We start from the raw sequence: 14,540 nt of genomic DNA, 5'->3' as shown, positions 1-14,540 counted from the left end.
GAAGGCACCGTTCGCGAGCAAGCTCGCTCCTACGAAGAGCCGGAAGCCGGCAGCGCCATGCTCAATCGGCATGGATGTCGTTGTGCCGCGTCTCACGCAGGAACAGCAGCGAGCACACCAGGCTCACGCCGGTGATCAGCACCGGATACCAGAGGCCGTAGAAGATGTTGCCGGTGTACACCACCAGGGCGAAGGAGATGGTCGGCAGCAGGCCGCCGAACCAGCCGTTGCCGATGTGGTACGGCAGCGACAGCGAGGTGTAGCGGATGCGCGTCGGGAACAGCTCGACCATCAGCGCCGCCAGCGGGCCGTAGCAGCAGGTGGCGATGAAGATCAGCGCCACGATGATGGCGATCACCATCGGCCGGTTCACCAGCGAGGCGTCGGCCTGGGTCGGGTAGCCGGCTTCCTTCACCGCGGCGCCCAGGGCGGCGGCGTCGAAGCCTTCGATGCGCTTCTCGCCCACGCTCACCACCAGCTCGCTGCCGGCCGGCGCGGCCTGGGTGCTGTAGGGCACGCCGCCTTTCACCAGCAGAGTCTTGGCCTTGTCGCAGGGGCTGTCGAATCTGGCCTTGCCCACCGGGTCGAACTGGAAGGTGCAGGTGGCCGGGTCGGCCATCACCACCACCGGCGCCTGGCGCGAGGCCTGGTCGATCTGCGGGTTGGCGTAGTGGGTCAGGGCCTTGAACAGCGGGAAGTAGAACACCGTCGCCAGCAGCAGGCCGACCACCAGCACCGGCTTGCGCCCGACCTTGTCGGACACCCAGCCAGCCAGCACGAACAGCGGCGCGCCTATCACCAGGGAGATGATCAGCAGCACGTTGGACAGCCCCGGGTCGACCTTGAGCACCTGGGTGAGGAAGAACATCACGTAGAACTGCGCGGCGTAGAAGGTCACCGCCTGGCCGGCGTTGATGCTGAACAGGGCGATCAGCACGATCTTCAGGTTGCTCCAGCGGGTGAAGGACTCCTTGAGCGGCGACTTGCTGATCTTGCCCTCGGCCTTCATCTTCAGGAACGCCGGCGACTCCTGCATGGACAGGCGGATCCAGGTGGAAATGCCCAGCAGCACGATGGAAATCAGGAACGGCAGGCGCCAGCCCCAGGTCTCGAAGGCTTCGCCTGTGGCCTGGCGGCAGCCCCAGATCACCAGCAGCGACAGCAGCAGGCCGGCGGTGGCGGTGCACTGGATCCAGCTGGTGTAGGCGCCGCGCTTGTTGGCCGGGGCGTGCTCGGCGACGTAGATGGCCGCGCCGCCGTATTCGCCGCCCAGGGCCAGGCCCTGCAGCAGGCGCAAGGCGATGAGGATGATGGGCGCGGCCACGCCGATGCTGGCGTAGGACGGCAGCAGGCCGACGCAGAAGGTCGACAGGCCCATCAGCAGGATGGTGGCGAGGAAGGTGTACTTGCGCCCGATCATGTCGCCCAGGCGGCCGAACACCAGGGCGCCGAAGGGCCGCACCAGGAAGCCGGCGGCGAAGGCCAGCAGGGCGAAGATGAAGGCGGTGGTGTCGTTGACGCCGGCGAAGAACTGCTTGCTGATGACCGCGGCCAGCGATCCGTAGAGGAAGAAGTCGTACCACTCGAACACGGTGCCGAGCGAGGAAGCGAAAATCACCTTGCGCTCTTCGCGGCTGCTGGAGCGCCCCCGCTCGAACGACTGGGGCTGTGCTAGATCGGTCATTACGGCTCTCCTGCCCCTCGTGGGGGCTCTTATTGTTGTTTCAGCCTCGACCGCCACGGCCCGGGGCCGCGCGACGCTGTCTGGTGTCGAACCTCGTGTCGTCCCGCCGGGGTGGCCGTCAGGACAGGGCCTTCTCCTCCCGGCCGCTGATAGGGATGACCTCCGCCTGCCGCGAGGGTTCGGCCAGGATCATCCGCGCCGCCTTCTCGGCGATCACCAGCACCGGCGAGCAGCTGTTGCCGGAAGTCAGGCTGGGCATGATCGAGGCGTCGGCGATGCGCAGGCCGGGGATGCCGTGCACGCGCAGCTGGCTGTCGACCACGGCATTCGGCCCGCTGCCCATGCGGCAGGTGCCGGCAGGGTGGAAGATGGTGGTGCCGATGTCCGCCGCGGCGCGGTGCAGGTCTTCCTCGCTGCGGAAGTCCGGGCCGGGCTTGTATTCCTCCGGGCGAAAGCGCGCCAGGGCAGGCGCGGCAGCGATGCGGCGGGTCAGGCGGATGGCGTCGGCGGCCACCTTGAGGTCTTCCGGGTGGCTCAGGTAGTTGGGCTGGATCAGCGGCTTGGCGCGCGGGTCGGTACTGCGGATGCGCACGCTGCCGCGGCTTTGCGGGCGCAGGTCGCACACCGAGGCGGTGAAGGCCGGGAAGGCGTGCAGCGGCTCGCCGAAGCGCTCCAGCGACAGCGGCTGCACGTGGTATTCGAGGTTGGCCGAGGCCTGGCCGGGGTCGGACCTGGCGAAGGCGCCCAGTTGGCTCGGCGCCATGGATAGCGGGCCGCTGCGCTTGAACAGGTACTCCAGGCCCATGCCGACCTTGCCCCAGGGCGTGGCGGCGATACGGTTCAGCGTGCGGGTGCCCTGGATGCGGTAGATCAGCCGCAGTTGCAGGTGGTCCTGCAGGTTCTCGCCGACGCCGGCCAACTCGTGGCGCACGCCGATGCCCAGTTGTTCCAGCAAGGGCCGCGGGCCGATGCCCGAGCGCTGCAGCAGGGTCGGCGAGCCGATGGCGCCGGCGCACAGGATCACCTCGCGGCGCGCCCGCAGTTCGCGGCGGGCGCCCTGCCAGTCCACCACAAGGCCTTTGGCTCGGCCGTCTTCGAGGATCAACTGCTGCGCCTCGACATTCGTCAGCACCAGCAGGTTCGGGCGCTGCTCGACCGGGCGCAGGAAGGCCTTGGAAGCATTCCAGCGCACGCCGCCGCGCTGGTTCACCTGGAAGTAGCCGCAGCCTTCGTTGTCGCCGCCGTTGAAGTCGTCCACCGAAGCGATGCCGGTCTGCGCCGCCGCCTCGCGGAAGGCATCGAGGATTTCCCAGGACAGCCGCTGCTGCTCCACCCGCCATTCGCCGCCGCCATGGTGGATGGCGCTGTCGCCGGCGAAGTGGTCCTCCATGCCGAGGAACAGCGGCAGCAGGTCGTTCCAGCCCCAGCCGGGGTTGCCCTCGGCGGCCCAGCCGTCGTAGTCGCGGGCCTGGCCGCGCATGTAGATCATGCCGTTGATCGACGAGCAGCCGCCGAGCACGCGGCCGCGGGGGTACTTGATGGCGCGGCCGTTGAGGCCGGGCACCGCTTCGGTGTCGAAGCACCAGTCGGTGCGCGGGTTGCCGATGCAGTAGAGGTAGCCGACGGGGATGTGGATCCAGGGGTAGTTGTCCGGGCCGCCGGCTTCGATCAGCAGCACGCGGTTGGCCGGGTCGGCGGACAGGCGGTTGGCCAGCAGGCACCCGGCGGGGCCGGCCCCCACGATCAGGTAGTCGAAAGCGTCCAGTGCCTGGGGCATGGGCTGACCTCCAGTTGTTCTTATAGTTAGTCGTTCTTATCGATGCGTCGCTTGAGGCTAGCCGCTCATTCGCGATAAAAAAACGAACATTTCGAGTCAGCTGCTGATCGTTTTCTAACAACGGAGCCCGCCATGTTCGACTGGAACGACCTGCGCTACTTCCTCGAACTGCACCGCAGCGGCCGCCTGCTGGCCACCGCGCGCAAGCTGAACACCACCCACGCCACCGTGGCCCGGCACATCGAGAACATCGAGCGCGACCTGGGCACCCAGCTGTTCGCCCAGCACACCGGCGGCTACCAGCTGACCCCGGCGGGCCTGGCGCTGCTCAAGCACGCCGAGGCCATGGAGAACACCGCCCTGCTCGCCCAGGAGGAAATGAGCCAGAGCATCAGCCCCCTGGGCCAGGTGCGCCTGGGTGTGACCGAGGGCCTGGGCACCATGTTCCTCGCCCCGCGCCTGGGCGAGCTGATGCGCCAGTACCCGGGCCTGGAGCTGGAACTGGTGTCGGTGCCGCGCTTCGTCAGCATCACCAACCGCGAGGCGGACATCGCCATCACCCTGGAAAGGCCCAACGCCGACCTGGTGATCAGCCGTCGCCTGACGCGCTACCGCCTGAGCCTGTTCGCCAGCCCCGCCTACCTGGAAAAGGCCCCGCCCCTGCGCGACCGCGACGACCTGTGCAAGCACCAGTGGATCGGCTACGTGGACGACCTGCTGTTCAGCCAGGAACTGATGTTCCACCACAGCTTCTGCCGCCACCCCCAGGTGGTGTTCCGCAGCACCAGCGTGGTGGCCCAGCAACAAGCCGCCCAGGCCGGCGTCGGCCTGGCCATCCTCCCGCAGTTCATGGGCCTGCACGACCCGCTGCTGGTGCCGGTGCTGCCGGAGGAGTTCATCGAGCGGGAGTACTGGATGTGTACGCGGCGGGAGTTGCACCGGTCGGTGCGGCTGAGGTTGGTTTGGGATTTTCTGGTGGGGTTGTGTGAGAGGGAGCAGGGGATCCTAATGGAAGGAAAACTGGAATCTATAGAGATTTAAGTAGCAATGAACAATAGAGAAACGACTAGGATTTTTCAATTCACCCTTTCCCTTCGCTCAATAAGCTCACGTCACTAAACCATCGCTCGGTTTTCAAAGGGTATTTTTCAATAACCTTACAGTATTTAAATTCATTTCCGCCAAGAAGATACCCTTCAATCATCTTCGACACCTCAACTGCCGAATACACTGCCGACCTCGCCATCTCGACGGTTGCAAGCGCCGACTCTTTATGCACCGTTGCATTACGTCTTCGCGCTAACAACAACGCTGACTTGTATGGTTCTACCGTTAGATCGAAAGGCGAACCTACCAATACTACGGGCCAGTTCTTAAACGCCGCCGTGAAACTTGCGCCCTTGTATTTTGGGTCTAACATCGATTTCTTCTCTTGAGCCTTACTCAAGATATCTTCCACACAACTGAAAAACATTATTTCAACCAAACTATGCGCAGCTAACAAAACCATTTGAGCAAGAGCCCCATGATGAACCTCAGCCTCATATTGGAAATTCGGCAACTCATTAATTAGCAGCCACCTAGCCCCTACATAAGTCTCCGACCAAGCATCAAGACTCAGCCACTTTGAGGAAATAGAGTTTTTTATTTGCTCTCTCATACCTAATAACCTAATAAAAAAAGATCATTTCAATCCGTAGAATCGATTGCCATTCAGTTGACCAACCAGTCCCTATTCACTATTTTCAAATCTCGGTGCTGAACACACCCTCACGGCGGAATACATGCCCGTCAGCATGGAGCGTATCTGAAAGGACGCAACATCCATGTCTATTTCCATTTCCACGACTTCTGTCCAGTCCCAGCTCATTCCCACCCACTTCTACCGCCACAAACGCCGCCTCCGCGCCCTGCTGATCGAAGGCCAGCCCTGGTTCGTCGTGCGCGACCTGAGCAAGTTGATGAATGCCTTTCTGCAGGATCGCCTGGCGCGCAATCTCGATCCGGATCAGTTACGCCACGCCATGCTGCGCAATGACAACGGCTTGGCCGAAGAGGTGGAATTGCTGAGCGAGTCCGCGGTGTATGCCGTGCTGATTCTTTTCCACCATCCGGAGAACCGTGGCATTCGCCAGTGGATCAGCAATTCGGTGGTGCCGAGCCTGCGAGATGCGGCTGCGCCGGCGCTGGGTGAGGTGCCGCAGCGGCGGTTGCTGCGTTGGGAGCAACAGCAGTTGAGCGTGCAGGATTGGCAGGGGCAGGTTTGGGTGCCGCTGCCGGAGTTGGCGCAGACGATGCGCTTGGGTTGAGGTGGCGCCCCGTGGCTTGGGCTGCGGGGTGCTTTTGTAGGAGCGAGCTTGCTCGCGAAGGGAGTTTCCCGGTCATGCCGGTGCCAGGCATGAGAGCGCCCTCTCCCTAACCCTCTCCCTGAAGGGAGAGGGGACCGTTGGGCAGAGTTGGATGTCATGGTGTTAGCCGGCCACGATGGTGGTTCCGGCTGAAACCATCCTTCCCCACTGGCACGAACAAGCTCCCTCTCCCTTCAGGGAGAGGGCTGGGGAGAGGGGAGGGACTCAACTGAAAACACCAGAGTCGCCGGCAAGTCCCCTTCGCGAGCAAGCTCGCTCCTACCAGCGCGGTATTGACGACTCAGGTCTCTGCACTCAGAGGTTTGTGTTCCGCTGTCACAGACGGATTCCAGTCCAACTCCCGGAGAAACTGCCTGACCTCACGCCGCGAGCGCAGGCGGATGATGCGCCGCCCCTGCCGTTGCGCATCCAGCAATTCCATCACCTTGGGGCGGCTGCCCTTAGGATAGTTCCAGATCCAACTCAGGAACGCCGGGTCGGGCAGTTGCTCGGGGCAGCCTTCGGCCATGTCCGGGCGGACTCGGCCGCGGTAGCGGAAGCCGCGCCACAGGCAGAGCAAGGGTGGCAGGTCGAGGAAGATCACGGTGTCGCAGGCGGCAAGGCGCTGCGCCAGGGTGCCGGAGTAGTTGCCGTCCATCACCCAGCGCTCGCCCTGGCAAAGCACCTGTACGCGGGCCTGCCAGTCCGGTTTTTCCGGCTCTTGCCAGCCGGGCTGCCAGTACAGGGCGTCCATGTGGATGACCGGTAGCGCCAGGCGCTGGCCAAGGGTGGCGGACAAGGTGCTCTTGCCGCTGCCACCGGAGCCGATGATCAGGATTCTTTGCACAGAACTCTCCCTGTTGGCCTGCTGTAGGGCGCGTATTGTGCTGCAACCCTGCCGTTGACGTTAAGTGAGTCCAGGCGAACTGCATCGCAGGCCGAACCGTGGCGCTCTTCGTAGGATGGGTGGAGCGAAGCGATACCCATCTCCATGCCCGGCCGGGCGCCAGCACTGCTGGCGGGATCGCGGACGGAGTCCTACAGGTCGCCGGGAAATACGGCATTCCTCTCCCCGTAGGAGCGGACCTTGTCCGCGATTGCCGGAGGTTTCGGCGCGGATCGCGGATAAGATCCGCTACGCTGCCCCACCCGCGTCATTCCCATGTAGGAGCGCGCCCTGCGCGCGAATCGCGGGCAGGGCCCGCTCCTACAGGATGCATGGGTTTGGTCGGGGGGTTTATTCGGCGCGGGCGTGTTCGACCTTGTCCGAGGCGGACCAGATGCGGTAGCGGACTTCGATGTCCTTGGGGGCGTAGATCACGATCGGCAGCTTGCTGTTGTAACGCAGCAGGAAGCCGTCGCCGACCACCGGTACGAAGTCCTTCCTGCTGGTGCCTTGCGGGCAGGCCATCAGGGTGCTGGCCGGGCCGCCGACCTTGTCCAGGCGGTAGTAGGGGTAGCCCCAGCCTTCCAGGGTCTTTTCTTCCAGGCTGCCGCCCAGGCGCTGGCGGTTGCAGTCGACGGTGAGGGTCTTGCCGGCCAGGACTTCGACCTTGAAGTTCTCTTCGTGGGCTTGCTGCGGCAAGTGGATGACCTGGCGCACGAAGCCGTCTTCGGCCTTGGGATAGGGCGCCACGTCTTCGAGTTTGGCGGCGTTGGCCAGGGTGGCGGTGGCGCTGAGCAGCAGCGCGGTGCAGAGGGTGAAACGGGTGAAGGGCATGACGCCTCCTTGCCGGTTGAGGGCGAACGCATCGCGCAGGATGCGTTCGTCCGGATTGATTGCATCCCTTCGACCATGCGCCTGTGCGAATGCGCGGCCCGGGGCCGCGCGAAGTTGTTTCAGGCTACTTCACCGCCGGTCTTGGCCTGCTGTTCCAGGTGCGCCTGCAGCTCCGGGTCGAGCTGCAGCTGGTAGGCCAGTTCGTCCAGGTAGTTGCGTTCGCTTTCCTGCTGGTCGTCCACCAGCATCACGCTGGCCAGGTACATTTCCGCGGCCTTGCCCGGGTCGCCTTGCGCGGCCTGGGCCACGTCGGCGGCTTCGAGGGGTTTCTGCACTTCGTTGTCGAGCCAGGCTTGCAGTTCCGGCTCGCCGGCGTGGCGGGAGATTTCCGCGTAGATCGCCTGCTTTTCCTTGTCGTCGATGCGGCCGTCGGCCTTGGCCGCGGCGATCAGGGCGATGAGGATGGCGTGGCTGTGGGCTTCGGCTTCGTCGCCGGAGAGCTGGTCGACGGTGGTCGGCGGCTGTTGCTGCGCGGCGGCCGCCTGTTGCTGCTGCCAGTTCTGGTAGGCCTGGAAGGCCATCATGCCCAGGGAGGCGAGCATGGCGTAGTTGACCCCGCCGCCGCTGGAGCGGCCCTGGCTGGCCGGGACGCCGCCGCCGAGCATGCTGCCCAGCACGCCACCGAGGCCACCCAGGCCTCCGGCCGCTGCGCCGCCGCCGGTGGCTCCGCCGAGCAGACCGCCAAGCAACCCGCCAAGGCCACCCAGGCCGCCTGCGCCGCCCTGTTGCGCCTGCGCGCCCTGGCCGGCCCGCAGCAGTTGTTCCAGCAGATCCGTGGTGTTCATGGCAGCGCCCTCGGCGTGGTTGCAGTCAGGCAACGATAGTCCCGGTGGCGGATTCCGCCAATGCCGTCCGGGACTATTCAGGGGCGCGCTGAGAATCAGGCCGGCAGTGCCTGCAGGGCCTTCTGCGCCTGGGCTTCCAGCTCGGCCTTGAGGCCCGGGTCGAGGCTCAGCTGGCGGGCCAGTTCGTCGAGGTAGGCGCGCTCCATGTAGTTCTCCTCGTCGACCATCAGCAGGCTGGCCAGGTACATCTCGGCGGCCATTTCCTCGCTCTGCGCGGCCCCCGCCACTTCCCGCGGGTCCAGCGGCTTGGCCAGTTCGCGGTCGAGCCAGCCCTGCAGTTCCAGGTCGCCGGTGAGCTTGGCGATCTCGCCGTCGATCAGTTGGCGCTCGCGGGCATCGATGTGGCCGTCGGCCTTGGCCGCCGCCACCAGGGCGCGGAGGATGGCGTGGCTGTGGGCCTCGGCTTCCACCGGCGGCAGGCGGTCGACGGTCTGCGGTTCGCCGCGCGGCGCGCTGGCCTGCTGGCGCTGCCAGTTGCCGTAGGCCTTGTAGGCGATCACCCCGAGGGCGGCCAGGCCGCCGTAGGTGACGACCTTGCCGCCCATCTTCCGCGCCTTCTTGCTGCCCAGCAGCAGGCCCAGCGCGCCGGCGGCCAGGGCGCCGCCACCGGCGCCGGAGAGCAGGCTGCCGAGGTCCAGGCCGCCCTTGCCCTGGGCCTGGCCGGGCTGGCCGCCGCCCTGGGCGAGGCCCTTGTTCTGCAGGAGGTCCTGGCCGGATTTGAGCAGTTGGTCGAGCAGGCCACGGGTGTTCATGGCGGTCTCCTGGGTCGGTAGAGGGAAACCTCGACTCTAGCGCCCGCTCCCGTATGTGCGCAGGCGCAGAGTGCTTCGGGATATTGCTGGGGAGTACGAATCGCGGGCAGGGCCCGATCCTACAGGCGCAGGAGAACATCGTCGTAGGACGGGTTGAGCGAAGTGATACCCGTTACCGCGGCCCGATGGGTTTCGCAGGCTCAACCCATCCTACGAAGAGCGAGCGGGTGGGCGGGTGCTTTCATTCGATTTAAAAGAATGCTCCTATAGATTTTCGATAAAGCACAAAAGCCATGGCCCGCCATCCATGATGACCCTGCGCCAGATCCGCCATTTCATCGCCGTCGCCGAGACCGGTTCGATCTCCGCCGCCGCCCAGGCGGTGTTCATTTCCCAGTCCACCCTGACCCTGGCCATCCAGCAGTTGGAGGAGGAAATCGGCGTGCGCCTGTTCGAGCGCCACGCCAAGGGCATGACGCTCACCCACCAGGGCCACCAGTTCCTGCGCCAGGCGCACCTGATCCTGGCCACGGTGGAGAACGCCAAGCGCAGCCTGCAGCAGAGCACCGACAAGGTCGCCGGCAGCCTGACCATCGGGGTGACCAGCCTGGTCGCCGGCTACTACCTGGCCGACCTCATCACCCGCTTCCAGCGCGCCTACCCCAACGTGCAGACGCGCGTGGTGGAGGACGAGCGGCCTTATATAGAGCACCTGCTGGTGAGCGGCGAGATCGACGTCGGCGTGCTGATTCTCTCCAACCTGGAGGACCGCCACGCCCTGCAGACCGAGGTGCTCACCCACTCGCCGCACCGCCTCTGGCTGCCAGCCCAGCACCCGCTGCTGGAGCGCGACAGCATCGGCCTGGCGGACGTCGCCGGGGAGCCGCTGATCCAGCTCAACGCCGACGAGATGGGCCTGCACACCCAGCGCATCTGGTCGCGCGCCGGGCTGGTGCCGCAGGTGACGCTGCGCACCGCCTCGGTGGAGGCCGTGCGGAGCCTGGTGGCCGCCGGCCTCGGCCTGTCGATCCAGCCGGACATGACCTACCGCCCCTGGTCGCTCGAAGGCGACATCATCGAGGCGCGCCCGCTGGTGGACCTGGGCGAGCCGCTGGACGTCGGCCTGGCCTGGCGCCGCGGCACGGCGCGGCCGGCGCTGGTGGACCCGTTCCTCACCGTGGCCCGCGAGCAACCCAACGCCAAGCGGCCGTCCATCTAGCAGCATTCGATTTAATCGAATGCCACTTTCAGTATTTAGAATTTGTCGACCTCAGGCCCGGAATCTAGTCTCTGGCTTCATACAGAAGGGCCGGGCAACCCAGCGGAGCAGCCCATGGCCCCCGAAAACAAGACCGAGAAGAAAAGAGCCGCGAAGATGAACGCCCTGGCGAGCACCCCGCCCCTGTACACCGAGCTGCTGATCGACGGTCAGCTGACGCCCGGCCAGGGCCTTGCCGAGGCGATCCTCAACCCCGCCAGCGGCGAAACCCTGGTCTCGGTCGCCGATGCCTCCCCCGAGCAGATCGAACAGGCCATCGACGCCGCCCAGCGCGCCTTCCCGGCCTGGTCGCGAACCACCCCGGCGCAACGCTCCGCTGCGCTGCTGGCCATCGCCGATGCCATCGACAAGCGCGCCGACGCCCTCGCCCGCCTGGAAGCCCTGAACTGCGGCAAGCCGCTGCACCTGGCGCGGCAGGACGACATCCCCGCCACCGCCGACGTGTTCCGCTTCTTCGCCGGCGCCGTGCGCTGCCAGCAGGGCCAGCTGGCCGGCGAGTACGTGCCCGGGCACACCAGCATGGTGCGCCGCGACCCGGTGGGCGTGGTGGCCTCCATCGCGCCCTGGAACTACCCGCTGATGATGGCCGCGTGGAAGATCGCCCCGGCCCTGGCCGCCGGCAACACCCTGGTGTTCAAGCCTTCCGAGCACACCCCGCTGTCGATCCTGGCGCTGGCCCCGGCGCTGGCGGACATCCTCCCGCCGGGCGTGCTCAACATCGTCTGCGGCGGCGGCGAGAACGTCGGCAGCCACCTGGTCGGCCACCCGCGGGTGCGCATGGTCTCGCTGACCGGCGATATCGTCACCGGGCAGAAGATTCTCCAGGCCGCCGCGCGCACCCTGAAGCGCACCCACCTGGAGTTGGGCGGCAAGGCGCCGGTCATCGTCTGCAACGACGCCGATATCGAGGCGGTCGTCCAGGGCGTGCGCACCCACGGCTACTACAACGCCGGGCAGGACTGCACCGCCGCCTGCCGCATCTACGCCCAGGCCGGCATCCACGACCGCCTGGTGGCCGAGCTGGGCGAGGCGGTGGCGAGCATCCGCTTCGCCCGCAAGCGCGATCAGGACAACGAGATCGGCCCGCTGATCAGCGCCCGCCAGCGCGACCGCGTGGCCAGCTTCGTCGAACGCGCCCTGGGCCAGCCACACATCGAGCGCGTGACCGGCGCCGCCGTGCATTCCGGCCCCGGCTTCTACTACCAGCCCACGCTGCTGGCCGGCTGCAAGCAGCAGGACGAGATCGTCCAGCGCGAGGTGTTCGGCCCGGTGGTCACGGTGACGCGCTTCGAGCAGCTGGAACAGGCGGTGGACTGGGCCAACGACTCCGAGTACGGCCTGGCCTCCTCGGTGTGGACGCAGAACCTGGACAAGGCCTTCCAGATCGCCAACCGCCTGCAGTACGGCTGCACCTGGATCAACACCCATTTCATGCTCGCCAGCGAGATGCCCCACGGCGGCCTCAAGCGCTCGGGCTACGGCAAGGACCTGTCCAGCGACTCGCTGCAGGACTACAGCGTGGTGCGCCACATCATGGCCCGCCACGGCGACCGCCTGGATTGAACGCCCCGGCGGGCCCGCCCGCCGGTACATAAGAAATGCCCCGGCGGTACGCCGCGCGAGGGCCGTTGCTCGATTGACACTGCCCCACCAATAGAGACAACAAACGAGGGAGACATCGCATGCGCAAGACAGCACTGTTCAGCGCCATCACCACCGCCCTGCTGGCCAGCGCCGGCGTACAGGCCGCCGACGCCATCAAGGCGGTCGGCGCCGGTGAAGGCCGCCTGGACATCATCGCCTGGCCGGGCTACATCGAACGCGGCCAATCCGACAAGGCCTACGACTGGGTCACCCAGTTCGAGAAGGACACCGGCTGCCAGGTCAACGTGAAGACCGCCGCCACCTCCGACGAAATGGTCAGCCTGATGGCCAAGGGCGGCTACGACCTGGTCACCGCCTCCGGCGACGCCTCGCTGCGGCTGATCTACGGCAAGCGCGTGCAGCCGATCAACCCCGAGCTGATCCCCAACTGGAAGAACGTCGACGCGCGCCTGAAGGACGCGCCCTGGTACACCGTCAGCGGCAAGACCTACGGCACCCCGTACCAGTGGGGCCCGAACGTGCTGATGTACAACACCAAGGTCTTCCCCAAGGCGCCGGACAGCTGGAGCGTGGTGTTCCAGGCGCAGGACCTGCCCGACGGCAAGCCGAACAAGGGCCGCGTGCAGGCCTACGACGGCCCCATCTACATCGCCGACGCCGCGCTGTACCTGAAGAGCACCCAGCCGGAACTGGGCATCCAGGACCCGTACCAGTTGACCGAGGCGCAGTACGGCGCCGTGCTCGACCTGCTGCGCAAGCAGCATTCGCTGATCCACCGCTACTGGCACGACGCGACCGTGCAGATGAGCGACTTCAAGAACGAGGGCGTGGCCGCCTCCAGCTCCTGGCCGTACCAGGCCAACGCGCTGAAGGCCGAGAAGCAGCCGATCGCCACCGTGTTCCCGAAGGAAGGCGTCACCGGCTGGGCCGACACCACCATGCTGCACGCCGAGGCCGCGCACCCGAACTGCGCCTACAAGTGGATGAACTGGTCGCTGGAGCCCAAGGTACAGGGCGACGTGGCAGCCTGGTTCGGTTCGGTGCCGGCTGCGCCGGAAGGCTGCAAGGCCAGCGAGTTGCTCGGCGCCGAAGGCTGTGCCACCAATGGCTTCGACCAGTTCGCCAGGATCGCCTTCTGGAAGACCCCGCAGGCCGAGGGCGGCAAGTTCGTGCCCTACAGCCGCTGGACCCAGGACTACATCGCGATCATGGGTGGCCGTTAAGCACGAGGCTTCGCTTCGCGCCTGACTGGCTCCCCTCTCCCTTCAGGGAGAGGGGCTGGGGGAGAGGGCAATGCCCCGTGCCGATGCCAAGGCAACCCTCTCCCCGTCCCTCTCCCTGAAGGGAGAGGGGGCGCCCAGCCAACCATCCGTTTCTGATTCACCCGATTTTTCCGGGCAGGGCCTTCGTACGCCGAATTCCTGCCCCTGGAGCGTGCCCCATGACCACCCCCGCTGTTCAATTCACCCAGGTCTCCCGCCAGTTCGGCGAGGTGAAAGCCGTCGACCGGGTGTCCATCGACATCAAGGACGGCGAGTTCTTCTCCATGCTCGGTCCCTCGGGCTCGGGCAAGACCACCTGCCTGCGCCTGATCGCCGGTTTCGAACAGCCCTCCTCCGGCTCCATCCGCATCCATGGCGAGGAGGCCGCCGGCCTGCCGCCGTACCAGCGCGACGTCAACACCGTGTTCCAGGACTACGCGCTGTTCCCGCACATGAACGTGCTGGAGAACGTCGCCTACGGCCTGAAGGTGAAAGGCGTGGGCAAGGCCGAGCGGCTGAAGCGCGCCGAGGAAGCCCTGGGCATGGTCGCCCTCGGCGGCTACGGCGGCCGCAAGCCGGTGCAACTGTCCGGCGGCCAGCGCCAGCGCGTGGCCCTGGCCCGCGCCCTGGTCAACCGCCCGCGGGTGCTGCTGCTGGACGAACCCCTGGGCGCGCTGGACCTGAAGCTGCGCGAGCAAATGCAGAGCGAGCTGAAGAAGCTGCAGCGCCAGCTGGGCATCACCTTCATCTTCGTCACCCACGACCAGAGCGAAGCGCTGTCGATGTCCGACCGCGTGGCGGTGTTCAACAAGGGCCGCATCGAGCAGGTCGATACCCCGCGCAACCTGTACATGCAGCCGGCCACGCCCTTCGTCGCCGAGTTCGTCGGCACCTCCAACGTGCTGCGCGGCGACCTGGCCCAGCAGCTCACCGGCAACGCCCAGCCGTTCTCCATCCGCCCCGAGCACATCCGCTTCGCCAGCGGCGAACGCGGCGCCGGCGACCTGGAGATCAGCGGCCTGCTGCACGACATTCAGTACCAGGGCGCCGCCACCCGCTACGAGATCCGCCTGGACAACGGCCAGAACCTCTGCCTGAGCCAGGCCAACAGCCAATGGGACGCCGCCGCCGTGGCCCACCAGCCGGGGCAGCGCGTGACCGCGCGCTGGGCGCGCGAAGCCATGGTGGCGCTGAACGAGGGCGCCTGA

At 66.3% G+C, this 14,540-nt stretch carries 13 protein-coding genes; 6 read left to right on the top strand and 7 right to left on the bottom strand.

What is annotated here, in order from left to right; translation table 11 throughout:
• Positions 1 to 61: 61 nt before the first annotated feature.
• Together PM1_RS06725 and PM1_RS06720 are read right to left on the bottom strand one after the other, a co-directional pair.
• Positions 62 to 1,684 (bottom strand): MFS transporter, encoded by a 1,623-nt coding sequence (locus PM1_RS06725; protein WP_009616515.1) that lies wholly within the window; start codon positions 1,682 to 1,684, stop codon positions 62 to 64.
• Between the two features lie 118 nt (positions 1,685 to 1,802).
• Positions 1,803 to 3,461 (bottom strand): GMC family oxidoreductase, encoded by a 1,659-nt coding sequence (locus PM1_RS06720; RefSeq protein WP_009616514.1) that lies wholly within the window; start codon positions 3,459 to 3,461, stop codon positions 1,803 to 1,805.
• Positions 3,462 to 3,593: 132 nt separating this feature from the next.
• On the opposite strand from PM1_RS06720, the gene PM1_RS06715 reads away from it, so the two are divergent.
• Complete coding sequence (locus PM1_RS06715; RefSeq protein WP_009616513.1) at positions 3,594 to 4,502, top strand: LysR family transcriptional regulator; 909 nt, start codon at positions 3,594 to 3,596, stop codon at positions 4,500 to 4,502.
• Between the two features lie 40 nt (positions 4,503 to 4,542).
• Here the strand turns inward: PM1_RS06715 and PM1_RS06710 are convergent, their stop codons facing one another.
• A complete protein-coding gene (locus PM1_RS06710) occupies positions 4,543 to 5,121 on the bottom strand; it encodes a hypothetical protein (protein ID WP_152604463.1) in 579 nt (192 codons plus the stop codon).
• A 166-nt stretch (positions 5,122 to 5,287) separates the two neighbouring features.
• Here PM1_RS06710 and PM1_RS06705 point away from each other — a divergent pair, with 166 nt between their 5' ends.
• The gene (locus PM1_RS06705) at positions 5,288 to 5,770 is read left to right on the top strand and encodes a BRO-N domain-containing protein (protein ID WP_009616512.1); all 483 of its coding nucleotides are present in this window, start codon (positions 5,288 to 5,290) and stop codon (positions 5,768 to 5,770) included.
• A 340-nt stretch (positions 5,771 to 6,110) separates the two neighbouring features.
• On the opposite strand, the gene PM1_RS06700 is transcribed toward PM1_RS06705, so the two are convergent.
• From PM1_RS06700 to PM1_RS06685, 4 genes are all read right to left on the bottom strand, one after another.
• Positions 6,111 to 6,656, bottom strand: coding sequence for a DNA topology modulation kinase FlaR (locus tag PM1_RS06700; RefSeq protein ID WP_009616511.1), 546 nt, complete (start codon positions 6,654 to 6,656; stop codon positions 6,111 to 6,113).
• Positions 6,657 to 7,046: 390 nt separating this feature from the next.
• Positions 7,047 to 7,529 carry a serine protease inhibitor ecotin gene (gene eco / locus PM1_RS06695; RefSeq protein ID WP_009616510.1) on the bottom strand — a complete coding sequence of 161 codons (483 nt, stop codon included), beginning with the start codon at positions 7,527 to 7,529 and terminating at the stop codon, positions 7,047 to 7,049.
• A 119-nt stretch (positions 7,530 to 7,648) separates the two neighbouring features.
• Positions 7,649 to 8,374, bottom strand: coding sequence for a DUF533 domain-containing protein (locus PM1_RS06690; RefSeq protein WP_009616509.1), 726 nt, complete (start codon positions 8,372 to 8,374; stop codon positions 7,649 to 7,651).
• A 95-nt stretch (positions 8,375 to 8,469) separates the two neighbouring features.
• The gene (locus PM1_RS06685; protein ID WP_009616508.1) at positions 8,470 to 9,186 is read right to left on the bottom strand and encodes a tellurite resistance TerB family protein; all 717 of its coding nucleotides are present in this window, start codon (positions 9,184 to 9,186) and stop codon (positions 8,470 to 8,472) included.
• 307 nt (positions 9,187 to 9,493) lie between these two features.
• On the opposite strand from PM1_RS06685, the gene PM1_RS06680 reads away from it, so the two are divergent.
• The 4 genes from PM1_RS06680 (at position 9,494) to PM1_RS06665 (ending at position 14,540) form a co-directional block, all read left to right on the top strand.
• Complete coding sequence (locus PM1_RS06680; RefSeq protein WP_009616507.1) at positions 9,494 to 10,405, top strand: LysR family transcriptional regulator; 912 nt, start codon at positions 9,494 to 9,496, stop codon at positions 10,403 to 10,405.
• 114 nt (positions 10,406 to 10,519) lie between these two features.
• Positions 10,520 to 12,028 (top strand): gamma-aminobutyraldehyde dehydrogenase, encoded by a 1,509-nt coding sequence (locus PM1_RS06675; RefSeq protein WP_009616506.1) that lies wholly within the window; start codon positions 10,520 to 10,522, stop codon positions 12,026 to 12,028.
• Positions 12,029 to 12,147: 119 nt separating this feature from the next.
• The gene (ydcS, locus tag PM1_RS06670) at positions 12,148 to 13,293 is read left to right on the top strand and encodes a putative ABC transporter substrate-binding protein YdcS (RefSeq protein ID WP_009616505.1); all 1,146 of its coding nucleotides are present in this window, start codon (positions 12,148 to 12,150) and stop codon (positions 13,291 to 13,293) included.
• Positions 13,294 to 13,511: 218 nt separating this feature from the next.
• Positions 13,512 to 14,540, top strand: coding sequence for an ABC transporter ATP-binding protein (locus PM1_RS06665; RefSeq protein WP_009616504.1), 1,029 nt, complete (start codon positions 13,512 to 13,514; stop codon positions 14,538 to 14,540).

It is taken from the genome of Pseudomonas sp. M1 (genome assembly GCF_022760135.1).
GTDB lineage: Bacteria > Pseudomonadota > Gammaproteobacteria > Pseudomonadales > Pseudomonadaceae > Pseudomonas > Pseudomonas citronellolis.
Note: the sequence above shows the minus strand (reverse complement) of the source record. Positions and strands in the feature narration are given on the sequence as shown.